We start from the raw sequence: 14,445 nt of genomic DNA on the forward strand, positions 1-14,445 counted from the left end.
ACCCAGGCCTCACTACCCAACATCAGGAAACACGGAAGATGAGTCACCCCTCACAGTTCAACCTGTTGCGCACCCGGCGCTTTTTGCCCTTCTTTATTACCCAGTCGCTCGGCGCGTTTAACGACAACGTATTTAAACAGTCGTTGATCCTCGCCATCCTCTATCGGCTGACCATCGAGGGTGACCGCTCGATTTGGGTCAACCTTTGCGCGCTGCTGTTTATCCTGCCGTTTTTCCTGTTCTCGGCACTGGCCGGGCAGTTCGGGGAAAAATTCGCCAAGGACGCGCTGATCCGTCTGATCAAACTCGCGGAAATCGCCATCATGGCCGTAGGATCGATCGGCTTTCTCTTCGATCATCTGTCACTGATGCTGGTCGCGCTGTTCGCCATGGGCACGCATTCGGCATTGTTCGGCCCGGTGAAGTATTCGATCCTGCCGCAGGCCTTGCGCGATGATGAACTGGTCGGCGGCAACGGTCTGGTGGAAATGGGCACGTTTCTGGCAATTCTCGCCGGGACCATTGGCGCCGGGATCATGATGTCGTCCGAGCACTACGCGCCAGTGGTTTCCGCAGCGATCGTCGGCATTGCCGTGCTGGGTTACCTGGCCAGCCGCAGCATTCCGCGTGCGGCAGCATCGTCGCCGGAAATGCGCCTGAACTGGAACATCTTCAGCCAGTCCTGGGCGACGCTGAAACTCGGCCTGGGCCAGACGCCAGCGGTGTCGCGCTCGATTGTCGGCAACTCGTGGTTCTGGTTCGTCGGGGCGATCTACCTGACGCAGATCCCGGCCTATGCCAAGGAATGGATGCACGGCGACGAAACCGTGGTCACGCTGATTCTGACGGTGTTCTCGGTAGGGATTGCGCTGGGTTCGATGCTCTGCGAAAAGCTCTCGGGGCGCAAAGTCGAGATCGGTCTGGTGCCGTTCGGCTCGTTCGGCCTGACCGTGTTCGGCCTGTTGCTGTGGTGGCATTCCGGGGGAATCCCGGACAGCGTCAACGGCCATAGCTGGATTGCCGTGTTGGGTTTTGTGCACACTTGGGCGGTGTTGATCGACATCCTTGGCCTGGGCATTTTCGGCGGCTTCTATATCGTGCCGCTGTACGCGCTGATCCAGTCGCGCACGGCTGAGAACGAGCGGGCGCGGGTGATTGCCGCCAACAACATTCTCAACGCGCTGTTTATGGTGGTGTCGGCGATTGTTTCGATCGTTTTGTTGAGTGTTGCCAAGTTGTCGATTCCGCAACTGTTCCTGGTGGTGTCGCTGCTGAACATTGGCGTCAACGCCTACATCTTCAAGATCGTCCCTGAATTCAGCATGCGCTTCATGATCTGGCTGCTCAGCCATTCCATGTACCGCGTCGAGCATCGCAACCTCGAAGCGATCCCGGACGAGGGCGCGGCGCTACTGGTGTGCAATCACGTGTCATTCGTTGACGCCTTGCTGATCGGCGGGGCAGTGCGTAGGCCGATTCGCTTTGTCATGTACTACAAGATCTACAACTTGCCGGTGCTGAATTTTATCTTTCGCACGGCGGGCGCGATTCCTATCGCCGGACGCCAGGAAGATATCCAGATCTACGAAAAAGCCTTCACGCGCATTGCTCAATATCTGAAGGACGGCGAACTGGTGTGCATCTTCCCGGAAGGCAAATTGACCGCCAACGGCGAGATCAACGAGTTTCGCGGTGGTGTGACGCGGATTCTCGAAGAGACACCGGTGCCAGTGATTCCGCTGGCGTTGCAGGGGTTGTGGGGGAGTTTCTTCAGTCGCGATCCGAACAAGGGCTTGTTCCATCGGCTGTGGTCGCGGGTGACGCTGGTGGCAGGACCGGCGATTACCGAAGGGGCGGAGCCGGCGAAGTTGCAAGGGTTGGTGGGGGAGTTGCGCGGATCCGTTAGATAGTCGGTGCATCAAAAGGCCCCTTCGCGAGCAGGCTCGCTCCCACAGGTGACCGTGTTCCAATGACGGAATGCGGTTGAGTGTGGGAGCGAGCCTGCTCGCGAAGACGGTAGTGGCTTAAGCGCTCACTTTAAGGCCTATCAAACCCGTGACGATCAACGCCACACTGGCCAGCCTGATCAGCGCCATCGATTCGCCGAACAGAATGATCCCGGCAATCACCGTACCCACCGCACCGACGCCAGTCCAGATCGCATAAGCCGTGCCCAACGGCAATTCCTTCATCGCCAGGCCCAGCAAACCCAGACTGATAGCCATGGCGGCAACGGTCAGGGCGGTGGGGAGCGGGCGGGTGAAACCGTCGGTGTATTTCAGCCCGACGGCCCAGCCGACTTCGAACAGGCCGGCGCAAAACAGAATGATCCAGGACATGCAGGACCTCCATCGATTGACGGGGTCGTCCCCAGATTAATGACTCGAACGAGCCGCAGGGTCGTCCCCGCGTTGCGCAATATAGTGACGAGCATTAACCCGGGGATCAAGTTTTCGGCTCAGTCGACCGCCCGTTGCGCGAGATTGTCGCGGTCTTCCTTTTCGCTCATGCGCCGGAAGTACGTCGACAGCAGCGCCCCGGAAATGTTGTGCCAGACGCTGAACAGCGCGCTCGGCACCGCCGCCAGCGGCGAGAAATGCGCACTGGCCAGCGCCGCACCCAGTCCCGAGTTCTGCATACCAACTTCCAGTGCCAGCGACTTGCGCTGAGCCAAAGGCAAGCAGAACAGGCGTCCGGTGAAGTAGCCAAGCAGATAGCCGAAGCTGTTGTGCAGCATTACCACCGCCATGATCAGCAGACCGGACTCGGCGATTTTCGCCTGACTCGCCGCCACGACGGCGGTGACGATAATCACGATGCTGACCACCGACACCAACGGCAACACATCCACCGCATGCCGTACCTTGTCGCCGAGCAGACGCTGCGCGACCACGCCGAGAATGATTGGCAGCAGCACCACTTGCAGAATCGACCAGAACAGCTCCATGAACGATACCGGCAACCACGCCGAGGCGAGCAACCAGATCAGCGCCGGGGTCAGCAACGGGGCAAGCAGGGTAGTGACCGCGGCGATCGCCACGGAAAGCGCCAGATCACCGCGCGCCAGCCAGGTCATCACGTTCGACGAGGTGCCGCTCGGGCAGCAGCCGACCAGAATCACGCCGACGGCGATTTCCGGCGGCAGGTGAAAAACCTGGCAGAGCAACCACGCCACACCCGGCATGATCACGAAATGCGCAACCACGCCCAGCGCCACCCGCCACGGATGCCGAGCGACGGCGGCGAAGTCTTCGAGTTTGAGGGTCAGGCCCATGCCGAACATCACCAGACCCAGCAGCGGTACGATCGCGCTTTTCAGGCCGATGAACCACGCCGGTTGCAGGAACGCCACGACGGCGAATATCAGAACCCAGTAAGCGAAGGTATTGCCGACAAAGCGGCTGAGTGCAGCCAGTGCGCGCATGGCTTGATCCTTGTTATGTGAAAGCGTTAGGAAGCTAAGCATACGTCGCCAACAAAAAGATCGCAGCCTTCGGCAGCTCCTACAGGAAAACTCGTCTCATGTAGGAGCTGCCGAAGGCTGCGATCTTTTAAGCTTTCACACGAATAACGGGTCAGATCCCCTGCGGCATCTCTTCCCCACCCAACGCTTCAACCAGCGCCGGCAGGAAGTCGCCGAAGGTCAGCATCATCAGGGTGAAGCTGGCATCCAGTTGGCCCAGGGCTTCGTCACCACCGTCCTGTTCCGCCTGATCCTGCAACAGATCTTCGAATTTCAGGCGCTTGACTGTCATCTTGTCGTCGAGCATGAACGACAGTTTGTCCTGCCAGGCCAGCGACAGCTGAGTGACGACTTTGCCGGTGCTCAGGTGCAGCTGGATTTCTTCGCTGGTCAGGTCCTGACGCTTGCAACGGACGATGCCGCCGTCTTCATGGGTGTCGCGCAGTTCGCACTCGTCCAGCACATAGAAATCGTCGGCGGCTTTCTGCGTGGTGACCCACTCGGTCATCACCGCTGTTGGCGCCATTTTAACGGTCAATGGACGGACGGGCAGGGTGCCGATCACTTCGCGCAGGGTCGACAGCAGGTCTTCGGCGCGTTTCGGGCTGGCCGAGTTGACCAGGATCAGGCCCTGTTTCGGCGCGATGGCAGCGAAGGTCGACGAACGACGAATGAACGCGCGCGGCAGGAATGCCTGGATGATTTCATCCTTGATCTGATCGCGTTCCTTCTTGTAGACCTTGCGCATTTGCTCGGCTTCGATCTCTTCGACCTTTTCCTTGACCGCGTCACGCACGACACTGCCGGGCAGGATGCGTTCTTCTTTACGCGCGGCGATCAGCAGGAAATCCCCGCTGACGTGCACCAGCGGCGCATCTTCGCCCTTGCCGAATGGCGCGACGAAACCGTAAGTGGTCAGCTCCTGGCTTGCACACGGCCGCGCCAGTTTGGTCGCCAGTGCAGTCTCCAGCGCCTCGGCATCGACAGGCAGGTCTTGGGTCAGGCGATAGATCAGCAGGTTCTTGAACCACATGGGGTGAGTCACTCCTTTATACAAAGGGGGGCATTATTGTCTTCGCCGGGGCATAGGCCAACCCTTCTCTAAGCCTTTGGAAGGCCTCGGAAAATTATTTAAAAAAGTGCTTGCCAGAGGTTGGGGTGCTCCGTAGAATGCGCGCCACACCGAAGCGAAGGGTGATTAGCTCAGCTGGGAGAGCGTCTGCCTTACAAGCAGAATGTCGGCGGTTCGATCCCGTCATCACCCACCATTCGTTTCAAGTGTTTAGCGCAGCGGTAGTTCAGTCGGTTAGAATACCGGCCTGTCACGCCGGGGGTCGCGGGTTCGAGTCCCGTCCGCTGCGCCATATTCGGTAACCTGGAACACTGAACGCCAGGTCACCAAGGAAAAACCCGCTGAGGCGGGTTTTTTTCTGTCTCAAGGTTGTACCCGCGGGATGTGTCGTTTCACCGGTTTTCAGATTTTTTTGAAAAATATTCAATTAAATCAACACTTTACGAAAACCTGTGGCATAATGCGCCCCGTAACGAAGCGAAGGGTGATTAGCTCAGCTGGGAGAGCGTCTGCCTTACAAGCAGAATGTCGGCGGTTCGATCCCGTCATCACCCACCATTCGTTTCAAGCGTTTCGCGCAGCGGTAGTTCAGTCGGTTAGAATACCGGCCTGTCACGCCGGGGGTCGCGGGTTCGAGTCCCGTCCGCTGCGCCATATTCGGTATCTGGAACTGAACGCCAGACACCACGAGAAGCCCGCCTAGTGCGGGCTTTTTGCTGTCTGCGATTTATACAATCGTCGCGCTACTGCGCCGCATTGCGTGCATGTCGATAATCGCTCACTGCCTCGTACACTGCCTTGCGCAGGCGATTGATCCCGCCAATCGGCCGATGCGCTTCGATGCCGAACCACGGATTGAACGACAGGTTGTCACATTGCAGATTCAGCGCCGGTGTATCGAAGTCCTGCGCGGGCAAAGTGATCCGCGCCACCGTTTCGAACGGTGCATCCTCTTCATGCCACTCAATGCTGGTGTCTTCGATCGGCATGTACTTGTGCGCGTCCTGGCGCTGGATCTGCAGGACGAAACACGCAGGCACCCGATCCGTCGACAACTGCTGGTTCAGTGCACTGCGCAGGAAGTTCGGCAGGTCGTGATTCTGTTTGGGCAGCGCATACGCCGGGCAATTGTCCGGATCCGGCGTGACGCGGAACTTCGCATTGGCCACGCCGAACTTGTAGGGCGATACCGAAAAATAGGTGGTCGTGGTCGGACTGTCCGGCGGCGGTGACAGGGTAGCCAGCGCAATAAAGAGATGACGGACCTGCCAGGAGCGCGGATCCCATGTCGGAAAAAACGCCATGACCTTCTTGCCGTCAGCCTGCGCCGCGACATTCTGACGGTACTCTGCGACATCGCTGACAAAGAAGTTCGGATGGCTGAACATCACGAAATCCTGTTCATGCCGGTCACTCTTATCGCTGAGCAATTGCTTGCCCGGCACGTCGAGAAGCTTGATCGCCATGCCTCGAGCGTCGCGAATACTGTCGAATTGTGGATAGGCATTGCCGTTGGACAACCGGATCAGCGCCTGCCAGGTCCTGCCCGGCTCGCTGAACACACCTTGTCGCAGCGATTGCTCCAGTTGCGGTAACACCTGCACTTGCGCCTTCACGCAGCCATGCGCCTTGGCGTGGGCGTCACGCAGATAGCGGGTACTTTCGCGGTGTTGGTCGACGATGCGCACTGCGGTTTGAATGATGTCCTGCGTCATCGCCGCTTCGCCTGCGGGAATCTGTTCCTGGGCCGACACCGGCCCGCGGTGCTGCCAGGCGAACCACGCGGTGGCGATGGCCCAGCCGAGCAGGGCGATGACCAGCAGCATCAGCAGCGTCCTGCCGAGCAAACGTCCCAGCCACAGCCAGAAGCGCGTCAATGGCGGCAGTTCTTTTTTGAATGTCGGCATGATCATGGCAACTGCGCCTCGAATGGTCCGCCCAGAACTTTCAGGTATTCGAGCAACGCCCAGCGTTCTTCGGGTTGCAGGAATCGGCCGATCACCCCGTTACCGCGTGCGCCTGCGCGGAATTCGTGGCCGCTGTTGTGATTGCCGCTGATGCGCGTGTCGAACAGAAAACCGTTGGTGAAAGGCTCGGTGCGGTAGCCGAGATGGCGCGGGTCGTATTCGACCGTGCCTTTATAGAAGATGGTTACGCGCTCATCCTGCGGTGACAGCAACTGATAAATGCTCGGCACCGAACCGTTGTGCAGAAACGGCGCAGTCGCCCATACCCCGGCCAGCGGTCGTGCCTTGTAAGCGACTTTTTCGCGCACGCCGATCGGCAGGCCGAAACCGTCCATACGCGGTTTTTCTTCCGGGGTGATCTGCGCTTCGTGATAGGCACGGTTCTCCACGAACGCGGTGACGTAAGCCAGGCCTTTGGCTACCGATAGTTGGCTCGGATCGAGCGGCTCTTTGGGTTCGGGGTGCAGCTTGACGTCCATCTTTTCCAGTTCTTTGACATCCCATTGCAGTGCGCTCAGGTCGAAACGATGACTGGCAATGTTATTGGCCGCGTTCGGATCCGTGCCGATGACATTCACCGCAATCATGTGCAAGTGCTGCACCCAGCGTTCGCCTTCTTGGGATTGGCGCGGCACGTGGCAGCCGGCGCAGTTTTCGGCGAACAGCGCACGGCCCTTGGCGGCCAACGGCTTGTCGACCGCACCGAACAGATCTTCCGGCCAGGTGGGCGGCTTCAGTTGTTGCAAGGTTTGTTCGATGGCGTGCAGATCGCGCACGCGCACGCTGGAGGGGTAGCGCTCAGCGCCCTGCAGCGGCTGACCGTTGCCATCGAAGAAATTCAGCGTGGCACCCACGCCGAGCGCCTCGCCGATATTGCGTGCCATCGGCTGCTGGGCCGAGCCGTTCCACTGCACCCAATCGAACGTCCATATGTCCCACAGTTGCGGGTAATCCACCGGCGCATCGGCCACGCGGTAGTTGGCAGGGGAAATGGCATCGCCGAAGGTTGCGTTGGCAATCCGTCCGAACGCGTCGGTGCGCCCCGGGCCTTCCTCGGTCGGGTAGAGGCCGCGATGGGTGTCGTTCCAGGCCACTTTGAGGAAAGTGTTGAGCGAGGTTTTGAAGTCTTTGCGCAATTGCTCGTGACGCGCGTCGTAATCTTCACCGAGCACTTGACGGGCGAAGCGTTCGAATTTCCACGGGTTGTAGTAGGTTGAGGCCAGACTTGCGACCAGGGCCTGTCCGAAACTGCCGCCGCGCAATGTAGGAACGCTGGAAGGCAACACATGTTGCGCGGTGCCGCCATCGATGCGCACGGCCTGACCGTTGAAGCGCAATTCGCCGGTATGGCAAGCGGCGCAGGTGATGTCCAGAAAGTGTTCGGAAGCGTTGCCGGGATTCTGGTGCCGGGCGAAACCGACGGGCAGGTTGCCCGGGTTGCTGGCGCTCGCTTTCTGCTGCGGGTCGACCAGGAAACCCAAGCGGGCGAGGTACTCGGGGGAGGCGAAGCGCTGTTCGGAGAAGGGCAATTCCAGTGCCTGGAACCACTCGTAACGCAGGCCTTTGACTTGCGTACCTTGCGGTGTGAAGTAGTAGGTCTGCCGTTGTTCTTCGCTCCACTGGTCCAGGTAACGTACCTGTTGCGGCGAGGTGTAGAAGGGCAATTTCGGATTGGCGACGTAATAGACAATCACTGCAACGGCGATTACCGCCAGCACGATCACCAGACTGAGAACGCGGAATAAGAGGCGCAAGTTAAACATCCTTGTCGAATTGTTGCGCTGTTATGCCTGAGCAGCGACTGCTGGGCAAGTGGCCATTACGCCAGAGGCTGTGGCAAGCGCCGACGACCCTTGTCATCCGTGGATGACAGAAGCTTCATCCAGCCATCGCCCAAATGCGTTTTAATCCCTGAACTTATCAGAAGATTCCTGCTCTCATGCCGGTAGCCATTGGTCGTGGCGGCCTGATAAGCTCGCGGCTTTACTCGATTGCCCATTCGGCGCATGAACAAGGAAATAGCATGAAACAGCATCGGTTGGCGGCGGCGGTAGCCCTGGTTAGCCTGGTACTTGCGGGTTGTGACTCGCAGACCAGCGTAGAGCTGAAAACCCCGGCGCAAAAAGCTTCCTACGGCATCGGCCTGAACATGGGCAAAAGCCTTGCCCAGGAAGGCATGGATGATCTGGACTCCAAAGCGGTAGCCCAGGGCATCGAAGATGCCGTTGGCAAGAAAGAACAGAAGCTGAAAGATGAAGAACTGGTCGAAGCCTTCGCCGCGCTGCAGAAGCGTGCTGAAGAGCGTATGGCCAAGATGAGCGAAGAGTCGGCAGCTGCCGGCAAGAAATTCCTCGAAGAAAACGGCAAGAAGGCAGGCGTAACCACCACCGCTTCCGGCCTGCAGTACGAAGTAGTGAAGAAAGCCGATGGCCCACAGCCTAAGCCGACCGACGTAGTGACTGTTCACTACACCGGCAAGCTGACCAACGGCACTGTGTTCGACAGCTCCGTCGAGCGCGGCAGCCCGATCGATCTGCCAGTCAGTGGCGTGATCCCGGGTTGGGTAGAAGGTCTGCAACTGATGCACGTTGGCGAGAAGTACAAACTGTACATCCCTAGCGATTTGGCTTACGGCGCTCAGTCGCCAAGCCCGGCGATCCCGGCCAATTCAGTTCTGGTCTTCGACCTGGAACTGCTGGCCATCAAGGATCCAGCCAAAGAAGACGCCGCTGCCAAGTAACACGCAACGGTATCAACAGCAACGCCTCGCTTATGCGGGGCGTTGTTGCATCTGAAAGCTGGCAAAGGTAAACAGAGCGAACTGACGCCATTCAACACAGTCATAGCTTTGAGGCTGTTCGCGCTAGCCGCCCCGAGCCGCCAAGTCAATGAAATATTGGGCTTTTTTATGTGAGTAAAAAATGCCCGATCTGAGCGCAGCCCTTATGAGACGGGGCTTTCAGCGTTGAAATGCAGCTCTGTTCACAAGGTTATCCACAATTTGTGTGGATAACATTTCAATGGGAAGAATAGATGAAAGCTCCGTGGAATTTCGCTCGATTCCTGCCCCTGGCCGGACGCCTGCTGGCCCGTGGACGCCTGCCTACTCTGTTGTTTGCCGTGGCCAGCAAAGGCGCTGCGCAAGGCAATCGCCTCGGGAAGTTGAAGGATGATCTGCGCTTGCTGCAGTCGCTGTGCCTGGCTTACTGGCGCGGCGAATACCGCGCGATCAGTGCCAAATCGCTGATCTCGGTGGTCGCTGGCCTGATGTACTTTCTCAGCCCTGTCGATGCCATCCCGGATTTCATTCCCATGTTCGGCATGCTCGATGACATCGCCGTTCTCGCCTGGCTGATGAAAACCCTCGATGACGAGCTCAATGCCTTCCGCCTGTGGCGCAAGCGCCAGCAACCGGAAAAGCTGGCCGTGGTCGAACGCCTGCCCGACACCCCTGAGCAATTGCAACTGCAAGGCCCGAAAAAGCCCTGACTGAGAAAGGCTGCCTGTAGATAGATACCCCCCGCGACCTTGGCCGCTGTTAGGATTACACTTCTAGGGAAAAGTGCCGACTCGCTAAGTGTTGTTGTCCTACGGGGTAGTCATGGATATTCAGATAATTGCACGCGATGGCGAACCCGAATACGCGGTTCTGCCGTGGGCTCAATATCAGGCTTTACTGAAAGCAGCAGGGATCAACGCAACACCGGCGCAGCAGCCTGCAGTGCCGCTCGCCGCATCGCCAGATCCGGTTCTTCCGGGTCTGGATCAGCTACGCAGTTTGCGCGAAGGGAAGGGCATCGCCATCGAGGCGCTGGCCCGCACGGTAGGCATCAGCCCGTCTTATCTGGCCATGATCGAAAGTGGTGAGCGTCAACCCGACGCCGCGATCCGCCGCAGCCTGGCTTGGGAACTGACGGTGCCAGGGTGGAGGGATGAATCGTGAGCGTACGCATCAGCCGTCAACATTGGGACGGATTGCTGGGGGAACTGGATCAGGCGCGCCGTCAGCGCCATCTTCTGACCTATCGAGCCTTGCTTGAGCGTTTGCAATTGCCGACTCCGGCGATGCAGACGCTGACGGCCGCGCTTGAGCATCTGGCCGCACTGGATGCCAAAGCCGAGCAGCCATTGCGCAGTTCGCTGGTCATCAGTCAGGGAGCCAGTCGCTTGCCGCGTACCGGTTTTTTTGAATGCGTCGAGCGTCTGGGGCGTTTTTCCGGACCGTCGGATGGCGTGGCGGCGGCGTCCTGGCATGCGTCGGAAGTGGTGCGCGTCTTCGAATACGAGTACCCGGAATCGGCGGAGGCCTGAGTGTTTCTGCGCCTCAAGGCGCGGGCCGGATACTGGCTGGCCCGCAGGCTGTTTCATTGGTCGTGGTTCGTCCGCCAGCCGCGTGGCTGGCACTGGCTCGAAGGCCAGTTCGCGCGCATGGCCAACCTCGGCGATGTCGGCGCGCAAAGCTTTTACGGGCACATTCTGACCTTTCGTGGCGTGGGGCTGGGCGCGCATGAAGAGGGCGTGCGTTTACTGCGTCTGGCGGCGTTGGCCGGCGACGGTAAAGCGGCCTATCAAGTCGGCGTGATCAGCCTCGCCGGTACCCCGAGCAAAGCACCAGATTCCGCTGAAGCCGCTCGTTGGTGGAGCATGGCCGCTAAGGCCGGGCATCCGTTGGCCGAGCTCAAGCTGCAACAGCTGAAGGCTGGTGATTCAACGCTGTAATTCCAGGTATGTCTTTCAAGTAAACGCGGCGTGAGGTTTTCCTCACGCCGCGTTTTGCGTTTTTGCTCGCGCGTTTTTCGCTGGATGCTTGATTGCAGATTAGTCCTACATCCTTTGCCTACTCGCCTGACTTCTTTCCTCTTTGATCCCCCGCACAGTTCCCGCGACTAATTTCTTGCGCGAGGGACCGCTCATGCTCCAGCCCGTTTTTCAGCCCACCTTGTCTGCCTGCGTGTGTTGATGGAAGCCATCGCTCGCATCGAGCAGGAACTCGACAGCTTTCCGCAAACGCTCAGTCTCTACCGCAAACAGCTCGATCACTGGCTCAGTCGCAGGGCGGACCAGATCAGCGAGGCAGCAGATCTGCCATCGCTGGTGGGCATGGAGCGGATCATTCGCTTCGGTGATCGCAGCACGGCGGTCAGCAGCAGCGACGAGGCGTTTTCTTCCAGCGTCATCCAGTGCCCGCAGGGCGGGCTGATGCAGATCGAGAGCAAGTTCGAATCGGTCTACGACATCCCGCTGGGGAACATCACCGTCTACGTGGTTGACGTGGAAAGCGGCGAGACCACCCCGATCACCCTTGATCAGCAGGGCAAGGGCGAGTTCAGAGGCGACGAGGGCAAGTTCTACCGCGTTCTGGTGCACAGCGCTGTCACCTCCAATCAAATCGCCGAGCTGTTCAAATCCTATGACGGTTTGACCGGCGAACTGGAAGGCTGGCTGCGCAGCGAGTGGCAGGGTTTCAAGCCGCAATGGTCACAGTCGGTGGCCACAGCGGCCAGTAACGGCATGCTCGCCGGCAGTTGGGCGGCCATCGAAGGGGTGTGGGACAGCCTCGGTCAGCTCTCGGAAATTCTTCAGGATCCCGGCAAGTTTGCCGAGCGTCTGGGCAGCGGCGCGGCTGACCTTATCAAGCTGGCGCAGACCGCGCCTGATCTTATGGAAAAGCTGCAGTTGCTGGTCAGTGATGAGGCAGCGATGTGCTTGCTGCTACGGTCGGCGAGCCTGTGGCTGGACATGCTGCCGCCCAGCGAGATTGCCGGCAAGTCTGCTGAAGTGGCGTCGATGATGATCGTGCAACTGATCATCGATGTACTGATCGCTGTCGTTTTGACATTCGTCGGGGCGGGGGCGGGGATCGCTTATCTGACGCTGCGTCTGGCCGACCGTGCAGCCCAGTTGTTCAACGTCGCCAAGCGTCTGGTCAAGGCGCTGTTCGGCATCATCAACGGCTTCATTGAATACGTCGAACGCTACAAGGCCGTCGCCGCGCGGGGCATCGCCGCCGGGGTGAAAAAGGGTCGGATGCAATTGCGCTGGGACGCCAAGCGCAACGCCATGTTGAAGAAAGACGAGCATCACGACGACGCCCCCGACCAGGCGAAAAACCCCAACGGTGATGCCGCCGACTGCGTGCCCAACACTTGCAAAAACGGCTGTCCGGTGTCGATGGTCACCGGCGAAGAACTGCTGACCCTGACCGACGCGGTGCTCGACGGTGTGCTGACCTTCGAGTTCACCCGTTTGTATCGCAGCAGCGCCGTCGAGATCGACATCGGCCTGGGTTTCGGCTGGAGCCACACGCTGGCCCATCGGCTGGCTTTCGACGGCGATGGCGTGATCTGGATCGACCACGAGAATCGCCGCACCCGCTTTCCCCTGCCCAATGTCGCCCGCCCGGCGATTCACAACAGCCTGTCACGGGCGGCGATCTTTCTCGGCGATGAACCGGAAGAACTGATTCTGGCTCTGGCCGGGGAAACCGCGCGGTTCTATCACTTTCGCGCCGGCCGGCTGACGGCGATCAGCGATGTCTACGGCAATCGTCTGACCCTGCAACGCGATCGCTCCGACCGCATTCAGCGTCTGGACAACGGCGCCGGCCGTTCGCTGCTGTTGCGTTATGACCGCACGCAACTGGTGGCGCTCGATTATCAGGTCCTGGTTCAGGGTGAGTGGACCACCGAGCAAAACCTCGCCACCTACAGCTTCGATGCCCGCCAACGCCTGTTGGTCGCGACTAACGCGGTCGGTGACAGCGAACGCTACGACTACGACGACCACCACGTCATCCTCCAGCGCCAGCTGACCGGCGGCGCCAGCTTCTTCTGGGAGTGGCAGCGCGAGGGCAAAGCGGCGCGCTGCGTGCGCCATTGGGCCTCGTTCTCGCAGATGAACACGCGTTACGTCTGGAACGATGACGACGCCAGCGTGACCGTGCACTACGTCGACGGCACCGAAGAAGTCTACGTCCACGACGAGCGTGCGCGGTTGGTGCGTCAGGTTGCGGCCGATGGCGGTGAGCAGCTCAAGGCCTATGACGAACAGGGCCGCTTGGTCGCCGAGCAGGATGCGTTGGGCGCGGTCACCGAATACCGCTACGACGAGGTCGGGCGGCTGATCGCGCTGATTCCGCCGGACGAGGCGCCAACGTCCTACGAGTACCGCAACGGTTTTCTCTACAAGCGTTGCCGCGGTGATGCGGTGTGGATCTATCGGCGCAACGCCGAAGGCGCGGTCACCGAAGCGGTCGATCCTGACGGTCAGGTCACCCATTACTACTACAACCTGCGCGGGCAATTGCTGTCGCTGCGCTATCCGGACAGCAGCCGCCATCGCTGGGTGTGGAACGAGCTCGGTCAGCTCATCGAAGAAACCCTGCCGGACGGCGGCGTGCGGCGCTTTTCCTACGATGCGCTGGGCCGGCGGATTACCACCCAGGATGAATTTGGTGTCGTCAGCCGTCAGCAGTGGGACGCCGCCGGCCGACTGATCCTGACGACTTCTCCGACGGGCAGCACGCGCGCCTACAGCTACGGCGCCTACGGCCAGATCACCGCCGAACGCGACGAACTCGGGCGTATCACCCGCTACGAATATGACGACGATCTGCACCTGGTCTCGCGGCGGATCAACCCCGACGGCACCCGCGTGCAGTACCGCTATGACCATGCGCGGTTGCTGCTCACCGAGATCGAAAACGAGTCGGGCGAAAAATACCGCCTGGATTACACGCCGACCGGATTGATCCGACAGGAAACCGGGTTTGATGGGCGGCGTACCGCGTACGTTTACGACCTCAATGGCCATCTGCTCGAGAAGAGCGAGTTTGGTGATATTGGGCTAAGTCTGCTCACCCGGTATGAGCGCGACAAGGCCGGGCGTTTGCTCGTCAAAACCCTGCCCGATGGGATGAAAGTCCGCTACGACTACGATCGCCT

At 59.6% G+C, this 14,445-nt stretch carries 12 protein-coding genes and 4 tRNA genes; 11 read left to right on the plus strand and 5 right to left on the minus strand.

Features of this window, described 5'->3' with window-relative positions:
• Positions 1 to 38 precede the first annotated feature (38 nt).
• Positions 39 to 1,910, plus strand: coding sequence for an MFS transporter (locus AC0Z4S_RS21455; RefSeq protein WP_485624499.1), 1,872 nt, complete (start codon positions 39 to 41; stop codon positions 1,908 to 1,910).
• A 114-nt stretch (positions 1,911 to 2,024) separates the two neighbouring features.
• Here the strand turns inward: AC0Z4S_RS21455 and sugE are convergent, their stop codons facing one another.
• The 3 genes from sugE to rdgC all read right to left on the minus strand — a co-directional run bounded on the left by sugE (position 2,025) and on the right by rdgC (position 4,496).
• Entirely contained in the window at positions 2,025 to 2,339 is a 315-nt protein-coding gene (gene sugE, locus AC0Z4S_RS21460; protein WP_041479526.1) for a quaternary ammonium compound efflux SMR transporter SugE, read from the minus strand.
• 119 nt (positions 2,340 to 2,458) lie between these two features.
• On the minus strand, positions 2,459 to 3,424 hold the full coding sequence (locus AC0Z4S_RS21465; protein WP_485624500.1) for a bile acid:sodium symporter family protein: 966 nt from the start codon (positions 3,422 to 3,424) through the stop codon (positions 2,459 to 2,461).
• Between the two features lie 151 nt (positions 3,425 to 3,575).
• Entirely contained in the window at positions 3,576 to 4,496 is a 921-nt protein-coding gene (gene rdgC, locus AC0Z4S_RS21470; protein ID WP_471880372.1) for a recombination-associated protein RdgC, read from the minus strand.
• 159 nt (positions 4,497 to 4,655) lie between these two features.
• On the opposite strand from rdgC, the gene AC0Z4S_RS21475 reads away from it, so the two are divergent.
• The 4 genes from AC0Z4S_RS21475 to AC0Z4S_RS21490 all read left to right on the plus strand — a co-directional run bounded on the left by AC0Z4S_RS21475 (position 4,656) and on the right by AC0Z4S_RS21490 (position 5,189).
• Positions 4,656 to 4,731 (plus strand) — tRNA-Val (locus AC0Z4S_RS21475).
• Positions 4,732 to 4,750: 19 nt separating this feature from the next.
• Positions 4,751 to 4,827, plus strand: a tRNA-Asp gene (locus AC0Z4S_RS21480).
• A gap of 190 nt (positions 4,828 to 5,017) precedes the next feature.
• A tRNA-Val gene (locus AC0Z4S_RS21485) sits at positions 5,018 to 5,093 on the plus strand.
• 19 nt (positions 5,094 to 5,112) lie between these two features.
• A tRNA-Asp gene (locus AC0Z4S_RS21490) sits at positions 5,113 to 5,189 on the plus strand.
• 89 nt (positions 5,190 to 5,278) lie between these two features.
• Here AC0Z4S_RS21490 and AC0Z4S_RS21495 read toward each other — a convergent pair.
• Both AC0Z4S_RS21495 and AC0Z4S_RS21500 read right to left on the minus strand, forming a co-directional pair.
• Entirely contained in the window at positions 5,279 to 6,448 is a 1,170-nt protein-coding gene (locus AC0Z4S_RS21495; RefSeq protein ID WP_485624501.1) for a catalase family protein, read from the minus strand.
• Positions 6,445 to 8,256, minus strand: a complete 1,812-nt coding sequence (locus tag AC0Z4S_RS21500; RefSeq protein ID WP_485624502.1) for a di-heme-cytochrome C peroxidase — start codon at positions 8,254 to 8,256, stop codon at positions 6,445 to 6,447. Before AC0Z4S_RS21500 ends, AC0Z4S_RS21495 begins: the two co-directional genes overlap by 4 nt.
• Positions 8,257 to 8,525: 269 nt before the next feature.
• Here AC0Z4S_RS21500 and bamJ point away from each other — a divergent pair, with 269 nt between their 5' ends.
• From bamJ to AC0Z4S_RS21530, 6 genes are all read left to right on the plus strand, one after another.
• Positions 8,526 to 9,242 (plus strand): BamJ family beta-barrel-assembly machinery protein, encoded by a 717-nt coding sequence (gene bamJ / locus AC0Z4S_RS21505; RefSeq protein ID WP_007950433.1) that lies wholly within the window; start codon positions 8,526 to 8,528, stop codon positions 9,240 to 9,242.
• Between the two features lie 293 nt (positions 9,243 to 9,535).
• A complete protein-coding gene (locus AC0Z4S_RS21510) occupies positions 9,536 to 9,991 on the plus strand; it encodes a YkvA family protein (RefSeq protein ID WP_016773733.1) in 456 nt (151 codons plus the stop codon).
• Positions 9,992 to 10,103: 112 nt separating this feature from the next.
• Positions 10,104 to 10,445 (plus strand): helix-turn-helix domain-containing protein, encoded by a 342-nt coding sequence (locus AC0Z4S_RS21515; protein ID WP_485624504.1) that lies wholly within the window; start codon positions 10,104 to 10,106, stop codon positions 10,443 to 10,445.
• A complete protein-coding gene (locus tag AC0Z4S_RS21520) occupies positions 10,442 to 10,813 on the plus strand; it encodes a hypothetical protein (RefSeq protein ID WP_003223109.1) in 372 nt (123 codons plus the stop codon). Before AC0Z4S_RS21515 ends, AC0Z4S_RS21520 begins: the two co-directional genes overlap by 4 nt.
• Complete coding sequence (locus AC0Z4S_RS21525; RefSeq protein ID WP_485624506.1) at positions 10,814 to 11,221, plus strand: SEL1-like repeat protein; 408 nt, start codon at positions 10,814 to 10,816, stop codon at positions 11,219 to 11,221.
• Positions 11,222 to 11,461: 240 nt separating this feature from the next.
• Positions 11,462 to 14,445 (plus strand): DUF6531 domain-containing protein (locus AC0Z4S_RS21530; RefSeq protein WP_485624507.1); only part of this gene is annotated, 2,984 nt, incomplete at its 3' end.

This window comes from Pseudomonas sp. 1L-B-1-E-C1 (genome assembly GCF_057291835.1).